Origin of the sequence: Cognatiyoonia sp. IB215182, assembly GCF_033963905.1 — a bacterium.
Taxonomy (GTDB): domain Bacteria; phylum Pseudomonadota; class Alphaproteobacteria; order Rhodobacterales; family Rhodobacteraceae; genus Yoonia.
In genome coordinates this window covers 401713-415661 of the sequence record NZ_JAXBMB010000005.1, presented here as the reverse complement: position 1 = coordinate 415661, position 13949 = coordinate 401713, and the positions used below count along the sequence as shown (strand labels likewise).

12 protein-coding genes and 1 tRNA gene are annotated in these 13949 nt (G+C 56.8%); 7 read left to right on the top strand and 6 right to left on the bottom strand.

Annotated elements, in window-relative coordinates:
- Positions 1-508: hypothetical protein (locus SLH47_RS12790; protein WP_320239937.1), on the bottom strand; the 508-nt coding region annotated here is incomplete at its 3' end.
- A 502-nt stretch (positions 509-1010) separates the two neighbouring features.
- Here SLH47_RS12790 and SLH47_RS12785 point away from each other — a divergent pair.
- The gene (locus tag SLH47_RS12785; RefSeq protein WP_320239936.1) at positions 1011-3011 is read left to right on the top strand and encodes a hypothetical protein; all 2001 of its coding nucleotides are present in this window, start codon (positions 1011-1013) and stop codon (positions 3009-3011) included.
- A gap of 13 nt (positions 3012-3024) precedes the next feature.
- Here the strand turns inward: SLH47_RS12785 and SLH47_RS12780 are convergent, their stop codons facing one another.
- Entirely contained in the window at positions 3025-4017 is a 993-nt protein-coding gene (locus SLH47_RS12780; protein WP_320239935.1) for a hypothetical protein, read from the bottom strand.
- A 41-nt stretch (positions 4018-4058) separates the two neighbouring features.
- Here SLH47_RS12780 and SLH47_RS12775 point away from each other — a divergent pair, with 41 nt between their 5' ends.
- Complete coding sequence (locus SLH47_RS12775) at positions 4059-4706, top strand: hypothetical protein (protein ID WP_320239934.1); 648 nt, start codon at positions 4059-4061, stop codon at positions 4704-4706.
- Between the two features lie 467 nt (positions 4707-5173).
- The gene (locus tag SLH47_RS12770; RefSeq protein ID WP_320239933.1) at positions 5174-6019 is read left to right on the top strand and encodes a hypothetical protein; all 846 of its coding nucleotides are present in this window, start codon (positions 5174-5176) and stop codon (positions 6017-6019) included.
- Positions 6020-6394: 375 nt separating this feature from the next.
- Here SLH47_RS12770 and SLH47_RS12765 read toward each other — a convergent pair.
- Positions 6395-6470 (bottom strand) — tRNA-Lys (locus SLH47_RS12765).
- A 65-nt stretch (positions 6471-6535) separates the two neighbouring features.
- On the opposite strand from SLH47_RS12765, the gene dapF reads away from it, so the two are divergent.
- The 3 genes from dapF to SLH47_RS12750 are packed head-to-tail and all read left to right on the top strand — an operon-like array spanning position 6536 to position 9290.
- Positions 6536-7384: a diaminopimelate epimerase gene (gene dapF, locus SLH47_RS12760; protein ID WP_320239932.1), complete on the top strand. Its 849-nt coding sequence runs from the start codon at positions 6536-6538 to the stop codon at positions 7382-7384.
- On the top strand, positions 7381-8637 hold the full coding sequence (mtaB, locus tag SLH47_RS12755; RefSeq protein ID WP_320239931.1) for a tRNA (N(6)-L-threonylcarbamoyladenosine(37)-C(2))-methylthiotransferase MtaB: 1257 nt from the start codon (positions 7381-7383) through the stop codon (positions 8635-8637). Before dapF ends, mtaB begins: the two co-directional genes overlap by 4 nt.
- A 5-nt stretch (positions 8638-8642) precedes the next feature.
- The gene (locus SLH47_RS12750; protein ID WP_320239930.1) at positions 8643-9290 is read left to right on the top strand and encodes a glutathione S-transferase; all 648 of its coding nucleotides are present in this window, start codon (positions 8643-8645) and stop codon (positions 9288-9290) included.
- Positions 9291-9297: 7 nt separating this feature from the next.
- On the opposite strand, the gene SLH47_RS12745 is transcribed toward SLH47_RS12750, so the two are convergent.
- Positions 9298-10539, bottom strand: coding sequence for an MFS transporter (locus SLH47_RS12745; RefSeq protein ID WP_320239929.1), 1242 nt, complete (start codon positions 10537-10539; stop codon positions 9298-9300).
- A gap of 560 nt (positions 10540-11099) precedes the next feature.
- On the opposite strand from SLH47_RS12745, the gene SLH47_RS12740 reads away from it, so the two are divergent.
- Complete coding sequence (locus SLH47_RS12740) at positions 11100-12059, top strand: hypothetical protein (protein ID WP_413785642.1); 960 nt, start codon at positions 11100-11102, stop codon at positions 12057-12059.
- Between the two features lie 300 nt (positions 12060-12359).
- Here SLH47_RS12740 and SLH47_RS12735 read toward each other — a convergent pair whose 3' ends face one another.
- Positions 12360-12611 (bottom strand): hypothetical protein, encoded by a 252-nt coding sequence (locus SLH47_RS12735; RefSeq protein ID WP_320239927.1) that lies wholly within the window; start codon positions 12609-12611, stop codon positions 12360-12362.
- A 23-nt stretch (positions 12612-12634) separates the two neighbouring features.
- Complete coding sequence (hslU, locus tag SLH47_RS12730; protein WP_320239926.1) at positions 12635-13945, bottom strand: ATP-dependent protease ATPase subunit HslU; 1311 nt, start codon at positions 13943-13945, stop codon at positions 12635-12637.
- Positions 13946-13949 lie beyond the last annotated feature (4 nt).

Sequence of the window (13949 nt, the reverse complement as noted above, 5' to 3'; positions counted from 1 at the left end):
CATGTAGATTCTCCAGTTTCATAAACACCGTATCTCGGCGTCCACGAAACCGGCAGCAGGCCAGATCGACGTGAATCGATGGGATACTGTTGTCACTATAAGTGAAAGATGACTGCCCATAGCGGGAGTAATAGAAGATTTGTTGAGGCCACGGCGGTTGGTTGCCGTAGAATTCAACCGCCCAATCAAGCAGATCTCGCAACCTACTGAATTCTAGGTGCCAAGAGATGGACGGCCTTAAGCATTGCTTTTTGTTGCCTGTCGACCCTGATGTGAATTCTTCATAATTGATGAAGACATTTTGAGAGCAACATTCAACAACTCGTTGCGCAGCGATCTTTGATTCAGATAGGAAATCCAAATGACCAAGCACTCGTTTGGTTTCTGTCGGTAGATAGTACCTCTTCGTCGGAGCCAGCGTAAATGCAGTCGGGTAAGCTTCGAGCAGACCGCTAAAAAAGCATCTTGAGACTTTATCTTCGGTAATGCTGGTGGGCTGGAAGCTCATATGTTTGTCGGTTTCTGAGGTAGTGCGATGCTGACCGAAACATATGTGATCGTCAATGATCCGGTCGATCTGAAGTTGGCAGAGCGGACGTCCGCTGCGGGCTGACTAAGATTCAACTTGCGCTGTCCCCGGAGGCACTGCAGCATCTATTCGGTGTGGTCAGAAACCGCCTTCAAGGACGGCCCATTGCCGACCTCCAGTGGCTTATCGCGACGCCGCGGTGCAGCCAAGCATAGCAGACATCTCTAGGCTAGCGTTCTTTACTCTCGTTGTGGCAACAGATGCCAATTCACCCGTAGATCGGCTCTGTATGAGTTTGGTGGACCAAGAGCGAGAAAAGTCGTTTCCTTTTCAAGCGCACGCCAATTTGGCAAGCTCGGCTGAGGAGTATCGAGAGAGCGGCTGGCATGTCATTATGATGCGTTCACTTTTGCAGCATAGGTTTCTAACGTGGCGAATTGCAAATTTCATTTCGTTCCTCACTGTACTCGGTCTCGTTTTCGTGGCGGCTTCGCCCGTTCGGGCAGACAACACATCGCCTGAAGTACGGCTTGGCCTTGTATTTGATGCCGCAGAAAACTTGCCACCGGACGAGGCATTGGCCGCGATCGAGCCCTTTCTTGGCGGCCCCGAACTAATCGTCTCCCTGGGAGCGACCGTCGCGATCGTCCAACTCTCGGATCAGATCCCAGTGGATGCAGGCCTGAAATTATTGGCGCATTCGGTTGTGACGGAAAACGATATCGAAGCATTGGAATCCGTTCGAAAGGTCTTGCGCCTCGTGGCCGAGAACGCTGACGCTTTCTTGCCGCATGCGGGCGTCTTGCAGGACGCTTCACGACAATTGCTGGATCGCGCCGAAGCCACGGAAAACGGGGAACTGAGGTCACTTGCATTGGGGCTCGAGGCACGTGCTGAAAACCTGTCTCGGCTCCAGCTCAGAGATCAGATCGAGAGTGTCCTGGCACCTTTAGCCGAATACGGTGGGTATCTGACACCTATCATAGTCCTGATGGTTTGGTATTCCGTCGTAGGTCTCACCTTTCTGATGCGACCAATCTTGGTACCGCGGCTCGGTCAGCTTGAAAGTTTTGTCGTCGAAAGCCGCATTCCTGTCGTGGGGTCCTTGGTTGGACTTCTGGCGCTGGCCCGGCGCCTGACGCTGCATCCGCGCGTTATTGATGCGTGGATTCAACGGCATGCGCCAAAATACATGGCGTCTTTCAATAATCAAGCCGCAGTGGCTGAACGCTCCGTTGTCATTCCGCTCCCGATCGAGGTCGATGGGACGGTGAACTCCGCCTGGCAAACGGATCATTTGGGCTCGCTTTCACAGCAAGTGCGTCTGCGTATCGTTGTCATGGGCGAAGGCGGAAGCGGCAAAACCCACGTCGCTCTCCGCATCGCCCATGCTCTGGCCGACAAGCCGACTGCCAAGTCACGATCGTACATGCAGCGCATTCCGGTCCTGATCGGACGAGAAATAGAGGCGATCGGTAAAGACATCAATTCGCCAGAGATGTTGGTCGCCCTGGTCGCAGCCAAGCTGTCCGAGGCGCTTCCCGATGTCTATTTCACCCCCAATTTCGTCCGCGTCTTGCTGGCCTCCGGGCGGCTTTTGATCATCTTTGATGGGTTCTCGGAATATGCGGCTACGGTCCGAACCGCCCTGCAACCGGATTCACCCGAATTTGCGGCCCAAGCGGTGATCATCACAACCCGTGACACAAATTTTGCGGCGATGCTGCCCCATGTGAAATTGTCACCAGCGCGCATCTCCGGCAGCGCCGTGCCGAGTTTCCTCAATGCTTACCTCAACGAAGCCGGTTTGCGTGGGGCCGTGTCTGATCACGATCTGCTTAGGGCAAGCTATCGATTATCCGGGCTTGGCCAGCGGCGCAGCGTGACACCATTGCTTGCCCGTTTGTTTGCGCTTCAGCTGGCCAATGGAGAGATGGACGAGACGGACAGGCTGAGTAGCGCGGAGATCATGCTGTCCTACGTAAAGGGACTGAACGACAGCGCCGGGGACACTGGATTGGACACGCGCGCGCTATTTGGGGCGGCGTCATCGCTTGCCTATGAAGCGGTGTCTTCGACCCTCCAACCTTCAGCACTGCCCTGGGAAAAAGCCGTCGAAGCCGCGGGTGGCGAAGACACGCTCTTGATCCTGAAAGAGCGTTTGACATTGATCCAAAGCGTTGGCTTGACCGAGGACCGATTGATCTTTGTGTTTGACCCGGTTGCGGAATATCTCGCTGCACACGCGCTCTACGAGAATAACGGGACCGACGCTTTGGCGTGGCGCGGCACGTTCGAAACGATGGAACGGTTGGCCGTGGACCCCCAAGTGTCCGAGGGGTTCTTGAGAGCGATAAATGAGGTTTTCGATTATCACACGGGTCACCCCAGTCCCGCCCTTTTGCAGAACGAAGAGGGACCGCCTGGTGGCGAAATCGCAACGTGGCTCAGGGCGGCTACACAGCCTTTGGAAGACAACTAGCAGTCTTTGGCCGTCAAAGAAGCGAACTGATATCGAGCGAGCTTCTCTGACCAATGTCAACTTTGTTGGCGGCGAGCCATGCTGCCGCCGAATTATATCCATGCTGGTAGAGCGCGTCGCTGACACTCGGGTCGTCGTAAAGTGCGCTTGCGTCCGGCCAAGTCCTGGCCGGCGGAGCGATTACCGTGCCGTGGACGCGCAAGAGCCGAATGCTCGCAGCTTCGATCGCACCACTATCGGCAAGCCGCTGCACAAAGCCGATCGAGCGCAGTTCCGCTTGCAATGCGCTGATCGAGGTCAACGCGGCGAGACGTGACGCGATCGCCTCCCCGCTTTCGGGTGGCCCATTTTCGCGGGAAATTCTCGGAACAACGCAAAACAGGTCTTGGGGCAGCTCAGGACTGAAGAGTGGGAACAGTGAAGCTGCATTCACGTCAGTTCCCCAGAAGAAGTCACCGTCGATGTCCACCGCCGCGTTCCGCCACGGAGCGCAAGTTGCCGCACGGACCGTATCGTGCGAAATCTCATCCCCGGAAAATATTCTTTTGCTGCCAGTATTAACGTTCACGGCCGCGAGAAACACCGTGATCGTGTCGCGTCCAAGTTCGGGCAGGAACGCCTCCGCGATATCCCAAAGGGGGTTGATATTCAGCGGATTGATGTCTTCGGGCGAGAAGAAATACGGATCTCCGGTCATGGTTTCTTCGGCTTGTTGTGCCGCCGCGAGGAGCGGCATCAGCATTTGCCACGGGTCAGGGTCGGATACACTCTTGTTCCAGGACAACACGATATCACGCCAAATTGCACTAAGCCTGTCCACGGCTCCCTCGCGTCCATTGTGAGACAGGCCCTGAGCCACGGCGATGGCGGAAAAGCAGCCACTGCCGGATGCACTGATTGCCGCGATCTCGATCTCTTCGTCCTCAAGGAGCCTCTGCAACACGCCCCAGCCGATCAGACCTTCGACGTCGCTGCCCCCTAGGGCAATGCTTATGCGTTTGCTCATCGTGCTCCCATTAAACGGTCTGCTGCTCTACATTACAGTTCATGACCACGATAAACACAAAATCTATCCAGCGCACCCGTACCGCTTTGGATCTCAACCGCCGGGTGTTCTTGGCCGGATGTTTTGCCGCGTCGGGCGGGATTGTAGCCGCCGGTCAGAAGCCGTTGATCCAGTTCTTTTCCATTTGCCGCGCTGTGCCACTGGGACAGCGCGAGGTTTTGGTAATGGGGCGCTGTCTCGGCGACCCGATCGCCGTTGGTGACACACTTCTTTCGGGTTTGGGCGGACGAGGCGAATGTTTAGAACTAAGAGTGCGTGATGGCCAAGCATCGCAACTTGCGACCGGTGAGCACGGTATTCTGCGTTTAAGGGGGCTGGCGATTGAGCATGTGCGTACCGGCTCCGTGTCGAACAGTCGGTTCGAAGCGATTGAGGATGTTGTATTGCGCAAGGCGCGGGTCAAACTTTTGCAGAATCAAACGAAGTTGCTCCCCGGTGCCTGTCAGGTATTGCTCGCTGCCTCCCGCTTCCCTGCGAAGGTCGTTGCGGTACATAAACAAATGAACGGGGATGCAGTGTTCAACGTCGCGCTCAATCTTCCCAGCATGATCTCGGCGCAATTGACGGGTTCGGTCGCGCTTGTCATGCGAGATCAAATCATTGCCTCAGGCAGGCTCGTACAGCGATGAAGCGCGGTCCTTGAAGCAAAGCTGCATCATTAAGTCTGCATTCGATTCGAGCAAATGAATTAGGGAATTCCGCACTTCAAAGCGTTGCTCGTGACGCGCGCATTTCATAGCGGTATGTCGCGTGAGCCTGATCGCTCGGCGGACACGTGTTTGGGCAAGCTGCAATCGTTGATCTCGAATAGGGCGGCCCAAACCTGCCGTTGGCCGAAGGGTCGAGATGCTGCGGCGCGGCCCTTTAGAGCTGCCATTCGCTGCAAGTGCAAAATCTTGAACAAACAGAACTCACAGTGTGCGGGACGAAGCGGACGTTGGGTTTACGTATTTCAGGGTCCGCTTTGAGCCCAAAGCCGCCAATGCTGTGCTCAGCTTGAATGTCTGCTATGCATCGTGACCAACCACGGTAGGTTCAGTTTTGAGGAGGAGAACGAGCCACTAATTTCGAGACGGTTTAGGTTCGGCGCCACCAGATGGGACACAGAATTGATGCATTCGAAGCAGGAAGCCTGCTCATCGAGGTAAGAAACAGGGATCGACCGCCTGATTACCGGCTGGAAGCATTCTTTGCACAGCCGGGATTGATGCAACCGAACTGCGGCTGGCATGACGTCGATGACTATTCGCTCATTGTGGCGTTTGGAGGGCTGCCTTCCTCGCATCGCGCAGTCCAAGCTTGGTTCGATGTGGGTGTTACCTTCAGGCAGGCTGCCATCGGCTTAGTGGACGATGAGCGAGATGATCTCGCGAGAGCCATCTTAATTGAGCGAGTAGAATCGTCGCTATCAAATGCCGGGGTCGCGCCGGACGATATAAATCAAATCATGCTTAGGCTTCGAATAAGCAATGAATCAAGGCATCACTTGGATTGGGTTCAGGAAAAGCTCCGCCAACTGGGCAGCAACCAGGACGACTGTTCTAGCTTGCCTGATGCGAGAGACGAGCTGACTGTCAACATAGAGGAATTTCAAATGGGTGACCGATACTCAGCAGGACAAGTTGGAGCAATGGGGCCAGGAGCAACAGCCTCTCAAATCAGCTTTCAGCAGGTTTGGATACAAAACCAGGAAAATATCAACCTGCAAGCGCTTGAGGAGGAGCTTGGCGCACTTCGGGCAAAGATGAAGAATGAAGCTGTTAGTGCAGATCATGACGCGGCAGTTGGTGAAGTCGCAGCAGCGGAGATTTCAGCCAGAAATGGCGACGGAGCAGGCGCACTCGAACATTTAAGCAAGGCAGGAAAATGGGCGTTCGATGTTGCGACAAAAATCGGTAGCGGTGTTGCAACCGCTGCACTTAAATCTGTCCTCGATTTATGACTGCAGCCAGATCAGCATTTGTTTCGGATGCCCGTAAGCCGACATTGGAGGTGCCGCAAAGAATGAAAGCTCCGTCCGCGCTGCCGACGTCGGACAATGCTTTGATCTCGCGGGCGCAGCGAAGACCCGTTGGGTGAAGCTACTCTGCGGCGCTGTTGACACCATGAATGACTGGAGACGGCTGAAGACGTACTCCAAGGCCTCATGCCGGGCACCTCAGTTAGCAAACCCTTCCAACTTGCTTAAAAGAAAAGATGACCAGGATGACCAAGCATCACGAACCGTCAAAGTTGTGGCAAGCCTTGGTGACGTTTGTGGTAAAAAACCTGGCGATTGTGGAAGAATCGCGTGAACGCTCACAACAATTTCGTTAAGTGGTGAGCCGTGATGGGTTCGAACCATCGACCTACTGATTAAAAGTCAGTTGCTCTACCAACTGAGCTAACGGCCCACTGAGCCGCGTACTTAGAAAGGCGCGTGCGCTCGGTCAACCCCCAAAAGCAATACCGGGTGGATATGTCGTACACCATTGTCTATATGCCCGCCATGGCTGGACCAGAGGCAACATATCTGCCCTTCATGAAGATGCATGGGCTCGGGAACGACTTTGTTGTCGTTGACGCGCGGCAAGCCCCGGCACGTGTCGATTCGGATCTGGCGCAGGCGATGGGGGACCGTCATCGGGGGATTGGTTTTGATCAATTGGCGGTGCTTCAGCCAACCGACAAGGCCGATGTCCACCTGACCTTCTGGAACAGCGACGGCTCTCAAGCAGCGGCCTGCGGGAATGCGACCCGTTGCATTGCGCGCTATCTGATGGATGAAACGGGGCGCGATACGCTGACCATCACAACCGAACGCGGCATGCTTCAGGCCGTGGATGCAGGCGACGGGCTGACATCAGTTAATATGGGGCAGCCCCTTCTGAACTGGGATAAGGTGCCGTTGGCGCACGAGATGGAGACGTTGAGCCTGCCCATTGAAGGTGCGCCAACGGCCACGGGCATGGGCAATCCGCATTGTACGTTTTTCGTGGACGATGCGGAGGCGATTGATCTTCAGACGCGTGGTGCGGAGATAGAGCATCACCAGCTGTTCCCTGAGCGCACGAACGTGCAGTTTGCCAGCGTCATTGGCCCCGATCATCTCCGTATGCGTGTGTGGGAACGCGGTGTAGGTGTCACGCTCGCCTCTGGCTCATCCTCTTGTGCAACCGCAGTCGCGGCAGCACGGCGCGGGCTGACGGGGCGCGACGTGGCAATCGACCTCGACGGCGGTCGCATTCAGATCAGCTGGCGCGATGATGGTGTCTGGATGACGGGCCCCACAGCCCATGTCTTTGACGGGCAATGGCGGCTGACATGACACACGCCCCGATCTTCTCGAACCATGGCTGCCGCCTGAACGCCTATGAGACCGAAGCGATGAAAGAATTGGCGACCGCTGCCGGCGTCACCAATGCGGTGATTGTCAATACATGCGCCGTCACGTCCGAGGCCGTGCGCAAGGCGCGGCAAGACATTCGCAAGCTCCGCCGGGACAACCCCGATGCAAAGTTGATCGTCACCGGTTGTGCCGCCCAAACCGCGCCTGACACCTTCGCCAACATGGCGGAAGTTGACGTCGTCATCGGCAATACCGAAAAGATGAACCCCGCGACCTGGGCGCAGATGGCCCCTGACCTGATTGGACAGACCGAGCCCGTGCAGGTGGATGACATCATGTCGGTCACCGAGACGGCGGGGCACCTGATCGACGGCTTCGGCACGCGCAGCCGCGCCTATGTGCAGGTTCAGAACGGCTGCGATCATCGCTGCACCTTCTGCATCATTCCCTATGGACGAGGTAATTCCCGCTCCGTTCCGGCGGGTGTGGTGGTGGATCAGATCAAACGGCTGGTGGACAAAGGCTATAACGAAGTTGTCCTGACCGGCGTTGACCTGACAAGCTGGGGCGCGGATTTGCCAAGCCAGCCCAAGCTGGGTGATCTTGTCATGCGCATCCTCAAGCTGGTGCCTGATCTGCCGCGCCTGCGGATCAGTTCGATTGACAGTATCGAGGTGGATGAGAACCTGCTTTGCGCCGTCGCGACCGATCCGCGCCTGATGCCGCATCTGCATCTGTCGCTGCAACATGGGGATGACCTAATCCTGAAACGGATGAAGCGACGGCACCTGCGCGACGATGCGATCCGGTTCTGTGAAGAGGCGCGCAAGCTACGCCCCGATATGACCTTTGGCGCGGATATCATTGCCGGTTTCCCGACCGAGACCGAGGCGATGTTCGCCAATTCGCTCGCGCTGGTCGAGGAATGCCACCTCACATGGCTCCACGTCTTCCCCTATTCCCCCCGCCCCGGCACACCGGCCGCAAAGATGCCGCAGGTTGATGGGCGCCAGATCAAAGACCGTGCGGCGAAATTGCGCGCCGCAGGGGCGAAGCGGGTTAAAACGCATCTGGCAAAGCAGATCGGCACGGCCCATGACATCCTGATGGAAAGCCCCCGCATGGGGCGGACGCCGCAATTTGCCGAAGTCACCTTTGCCAAGGATCAGCCCGAAGGGCAGATCGTGCAAGCCGAGATTACCGGCATCGCAGGACAGCAATTGGTGGCCTAGCGCGGATGGCACGGCTCCCCATCCTCTGGACCTTCCGCCGCTGTCCCTACGCCATGCGGGCGCGCCTCGCGATCGCAGCGAGCGGATGTCAGGTGGAGCTGCGGGAGATCCTGCTCAAAGACAAACCAGCGCCGTTCTTGGCGGCTTCGCCCAAGGGCACGGTGCCCGTTGTTGTCGCGGGCGAACAGGTGATTGAGGAAAGCCGGGATGTAATGCATTGGGCATTGGGGCAGAACGATCCCGAGGGCTGGCTGGATATGCCGACAGAGGGGCATGATTTGATCGATGCCTGCGACGGCCCCTTCAAGAGGGCGCTTGATCACACGAAATACGCCGTACGTTTCCCGGACCGCGACGTGGTCGACGACCGGGCCGAAGCATTGACTTACCTGAGCGACTGGAACGACCGGCTGCAGCGCACGGCGTTCCTGACTGGTCCGCGACGCACGCTGGCGGATATGGCGGTCCTGCCGTTCGTACGACAGTTCGCAAACACGGATCGTGCATGGTTCGATGCGCAAGGTCTCTCAGCTCTGACAACATGGCTGGATGATTTCCTGAAATCTAAACAATTTGCCGACGTGATGACCAAATACACACCATGGGCTGACGGCCAGGAAACCGTCGTCTTTCCTGCTTCACCACAAGGGTAACGCTACGCTACCCTGACGCTTCGTGACCCGTGACCAGCAGACGCGCATTAGCCCGGCGAAGCGGCACGATCATTCCGGCCGAAGCCAGCACGAAGGTCCCCGCATAAATGAGAAACTGCGTTTCAAGGCCGATCCCTGCATCAATCAACCATCCCGACAAACCCGGCCCGATGGCCGAGCCAAAAACCATCACAGCTGTCGAAACCGATTTGATCGCCCCGATATGCGCTGTGCCAAAATAGGTGGACCATGTCGTAATCGGCAGCGTCGCTTGCCCGCCTCCCGCGAAGCCCATCAGGATCACACCAAACGCGGCCCATGCAATCGAGGGGGCATAAGCATGGAGAATGAAGGCTAAGCCATAGGGAAGCAGGTAGATCGGCAGCAACCGGCTGGCCCCGAAACGGTCGATTGCCCAGCCGAAGAGGAACGTCGACGCCATGAAGGCGAAGGTGCCGAGGGGGAAGACAGCGACAAGGGCGATATGGCTCCACCCCTTGATTTCGGCAAAGTGGACCTGGTGGAAAAAGAAGGTTGTGGCGAACATGGGAAATAGCGTCATCGCCGGCAGGACTGTCCAGAAAAGCGGATGACGGATTGTCTCGCCCCTTGTCCAATGCCGCCCATCCATACCCGGTGTGCTGTCCGTCTTGGCAACCGATTGCGGCGTGCGCTCGTAGCGCAGAAGATGCCAGATGACGGGCATCAGCAGCAGAGCGAAACAGCCAAAACCGGCCCAGACATGGCGCCAGGGCAAGATTGTCTTGATCCAGGCACTGAAGATCGGCAGTCCTGCCTCAGCAAGGACAAAACCCACCGTTGCAATGGCCAGCGCCCGCCCGCGCGTGGCGCTGAACCAGCGTGCCATGGCGGTCGCCGCGATATGGCTCGTCATACCCTGGCCGAAAAGGCGCAGACAGAAGATGATCAGGACGAGGCCCAGAACGCTTTGGTTTAGCGCCATACCAAGGCACGAAAGCGCCAGCAGCCCCAGCACAACGATGCCCAAAGAGCGAACACGGAACCGATCCGTCAACCCACCCGCCATGATCATGACGCTGGCCGAGGCGGCGGTGGCCACCATATAGATAAGCCCCCAATCGCCGTTGCTTAGCGCGAATTCCGCGCGGATCTCCCCGGCGAAAACAGCGATCAGGAAGGTCTGTCCAAAACTGGAAAGAAAGAAAAGCAGCGCGCCAACGGCGAGGAACGGTGCGTTATCGCGGATGAAGGAGAGATAGGCGCGCATAGCGCCCTTGATGGGGGTTGTTGGTGGGGAGGGAAAGAGGGGCTATTGTTGTATCCGATTAGTGTCTGCATTGCGTGACGAAGCTGCGAGGGTCCCGGGCTTCCGCAGAGGTTTGTTTGGAGACGACGCGTCATTCGGATTGGCAAACCAGTTTTCGGTCGCAAAATATGCTCTTTGCACCAAAGTCAGTATACAACCGCTGGAAAGTAAGCTAGTCAGTACACAATCTCTGGGCAGTACGTTAATTAGTTGATTCACGACTCCATGGGTGGCTTGGAGCATACCTGATTTGCCTGCTCTTCGGCAGGCACTAAACCATTTCCGTCCAAGTGGCCTCTTCTGCGCTAAGCCAAGGCTCTCGGATACTAATGCATTGGGGCGTTTGGGCTATGCGTTTCAAGTACATCGACGCGTCGCGCGGAATGGCGGTTCTACTCGCTATGATATCCCACGCGTTCATTCAGTTCACTGGCGGGATCGAAATACCGATTGAAGCTGATGTCCTGCGATTGATTGTGACGCGAACGGCGACACCGACCTTTCTCGTCCTATTCGGTATCATGATCGAGGTTGCCTATTTCAGGCCATTGCGAGAGGGGCGTCCTTTTCAGTCTGTTGCGCACCGCCTGATGTCGCGGAGTCTGACCTGCTACCTTTTGTTTGTTGCAATCACGGCAGCAGCGTTCCTTACGGACAAGCTTTCGGCCCTGGACGCCCTCGGGGCGGTTACATTTACTGCGGGAGGGCGGTTCGGCGTCATTCTGAAGCTCTATGCGGTCCTTTTTGTGGTTATCGCATTGACCTTACGCCCGGGAGTGAGGTGGGGCGCGCCGTTTTATGCAGGCATTGCCCTTATTGCATGGGCCACGAAGTATCTTTTTGAGGCGACGGGTTGGAGTGCACCCTACCTTGTGCAATCACAGTTGGGGCCGGGAGAGGGCTTCGGTCCAGCCACGTTCTTGGGGCTCACATTAGTAGCCTTTGGAATGCTCATCGGTGAAGCTCTCACCGGACGACGCGCTTGGTGGCCCGTTGCTATCGCAGTTTGTATGGCTTGTATCGGACTGGTCTTCGGTATGGCAGATTATGGTCTAAAGCAATTCGCGCTCAACATGGTGGCTTCGTTTCGCTGGGTGAACAGCCCCTATTACTATGTCTTTGGAGTTTGCGCTGCGTCGATATCACTTGCTGTGTTCTGGATGCTGTCAACGCGTGGTCCAAATGCGCTCACGTACCCGCTAGGTGAACTTGGGAAGGATACCCTATTTGTTTACGGTTTTGGCAACATCTTGATAAACTTGCTTCCACTTTACCGCGGAACCGACGTTGTTACAGGATTTGCATTGCTCTGTGCATTCATGGTGTTCTTGGTACTGCTTTCGTTTCAAAGGTCGCGGATATCCCGCGCGATTGATCCTGAAGGATCTGGGTTGTTGAGCCAGATACAGAAAGCGTACGAGGCATTCCTCAACGGCACGAGCGATAAGCTTACAAGAAGCTACGCAGAGCGTCGGAATTGAGTTCGTACAAGTGCCGAAGTGTCTTGCAGACCTGCCTCGTTTGCCCTTTGACCGAACGCGCCCCCAGAAGCATGAAGACGCGAAACGCTCACGAACAAGGTCTCGTCAACACATAGCAAAGAGAAGCGGCCCTTTACCATGACACGCCAGCAGTTGTTTCGATTGTTGGTTCTGTCCGCAATGCATGAGATGTAGCGGAAGGTAGAGAAGTTCATAGCGGGCTCAAAGCGAACACCACATCTTCCTTAGCAAGGCGCCACCAAGACTAGAAAAAGGTTGAAGGCGCCGGTCAACAGATCACTACTTATTCTGCCACCTCTGATAGCGCTGCACTAATTCGCTTTCGCAGAGCTTGAAGCCGATATAGCTGAGCATCGCGATGGTGCCGTTCATCAGGATCTGCGCCAGTTGGACCAGGCCGCCCTCTTGCACCGCTAACCAGCCGAATTCACGCAGGAACCGCACATTGGCCATCGCGGTTTGGAACAGGTTCAGCGTGGCATAGGCGAAGATGATGATCAGGATCCCGGCGATCAACAGGATCAGGATCACAGGATATCGCCTAAGCCGCAACACTAGAGCACGTAGCGGCTGACATCGGTCGAGCGGGCGAGTTCGCCCAAATGTTCCTCGACATATGCCGCATCGATCGTGATTGCCTCGCCCGCGCGGTCGGGGGCGTTGAAGGACAGGTCTTCGAAGACACGCTCGATCACCGTATAAAGCCGCCGTGCGCCGATGTTTTCGACGCTTTCGTTGACCTCCGCCGCGATCTTGGCGAGCGCTTTGATGCCGCCTTCGGCGAAGTCCACCGTCACCTCCTCGGTTTTCATCAGCGCGGAATATTGCAGGGTCAGCGCGTTGTCCGTTTCGGTCAGGATGCGGACGAAATCCTCTTCGGTCAACGCGCGCAGTTCGACACGGATGGGCAGACGGCCCTGCAATTCCGGCAGTAGGTCCGAAGGTTTGGCGACGTGGAACGCGCCAGACGCGATGAAGAGGATATGATCTGTTTTGATCGGGCCGTGCTTTGTGGAAACGGTCGTGCCTTCGATCAGGGGAAGGAGGTCGCGCTGCACCCCTTCGCGGCTCACATCCGCACCGCGCCGGTCGGCATTGGCGCAGACCTTGTCGATCTCATCCAGGAAAACGATACCGTTCTGTTCGACGGCCTCAAGGGCGGCCTTCGTGACGATTTCGTCGTCCAGCAGCTTGTCCGCCTCATCGGCGATCAGTGCCTCATAGCTTTCGGCAACGGTCATTTTCTTTTTGACCGTGCGCCCACCCATGGCTTTGCCGAAGATATCACCGAGGTTCATCATACCGCCCATGCCACCGCCGGGCTGGCCGGGAATCTCGAACCCGCCGAAGGGGTTGGAGGTGTCTGCAAGCTCAAGCTCGACCACCGTATCATCAAGCTCGCCCGATTTCAGCTTCTTGCGGAACATCTCGCGCGTCGCGTCGCGGGCGTCGGTGCCGGCAACAGCGGTGATCACGCGATCTTCGGCGGCCTGATGCGCCTTGGCTTTCACGTCCTCGCGCATGTGTTCGCGGGTGTCGAGGATCGCGGTATCGACCAGATCGCGGATGATCTGCTCCACATCGCGCCCGACATAGCCCACCTCGGTAAACTTTGTCGCCTCCACCTTGATGAACGGTGCGCGGGCGAGTTTGGCCAGGCGGCGGCTGATCTCGGTCTTGCCCACACCCGTCGGCCCGATCATCAGGATGTTTTTCGGATAAACCTCATCCCGCAGATCGTCGCCCAATTGCTTGCGCCGCCAGCGGTTGCGCAGGGCCACGGCGACGGCACGCTTGGCATCCTTTTGCCCGATGATGAACCGGTCAAGTTCCGAGACGATTTCGCGGGGGGTCAGGTCGGTCATAAAA

What these genes read in the sequence shown, in the direction of transcription:
- SLH47_RS12750 (WP_320239930.1), top strand. Translation starts at nt 8,643, where the DNA reads ATGGCACGGCTCCCCATCCTCTGGACCTTCCGCCGCTGTCCCTACGCC.
- SLH47_RS12780 (WP_320239935.1), bottom strand. Translation starts at nt 4,017, where the DNA reads ATGAGCAAACGCATAAGCATTGCCCTAGGGGGCAGCGACGTCGAAGGT.
- SLH47_RS12770 (WP_320239933.1), top strand. Translation starts at nt 5,174, where the DNA reads ATGGGACACAGAATTGATGCATTCGAAGCAGGAAGCCTGCTCATCGAG.
- SLH47_RS12745 (WP_320239929.1), bottom strand. Translation starts at nt 10,539, where the DNA reads ATGCGCGCCTATCTCTCCTTCATCCGCGATAACGCACCGTTCCTCGCC.
- SLH47_RS12740 (WP_413785642.1), top strand. Translation starts at nt 11,100, where the DNA reads ATGATCGAGGTTGCCTATTTCAGGCCATTGCGAGAGGGGCGTCCTTTT.
- dapF (WP_320239932.1), top strand. Translation starts at nt 6,536, where the DNA reads ATGTCGTACACCATTGTCTATATGCCCGCCATGGCTGGACCAGAGGCA.
- mtaB (WP_320239931.1), top strand. Translation starts at nt 7,381, where the DNA reads ATGACACACGCCCCGATCTTCTCGAACCATGGCTGCCGCCTGAACGCC.
- SLH47_RS12775 (WP_320239934.1), top strand. Translation starts at nt 4,059, where the DNA reads ATGACCACGATAAACACAAAATCTATCCAGCGCACCCGTACCGCTTTG.
- hslU (WP_320239926.1), bottom strand. Translation starts at nt 13,945, where the DNA reads ATGACCGACCTGACCCCCCGCGAAATCGTCTCGGAACTTGACCGGTTC.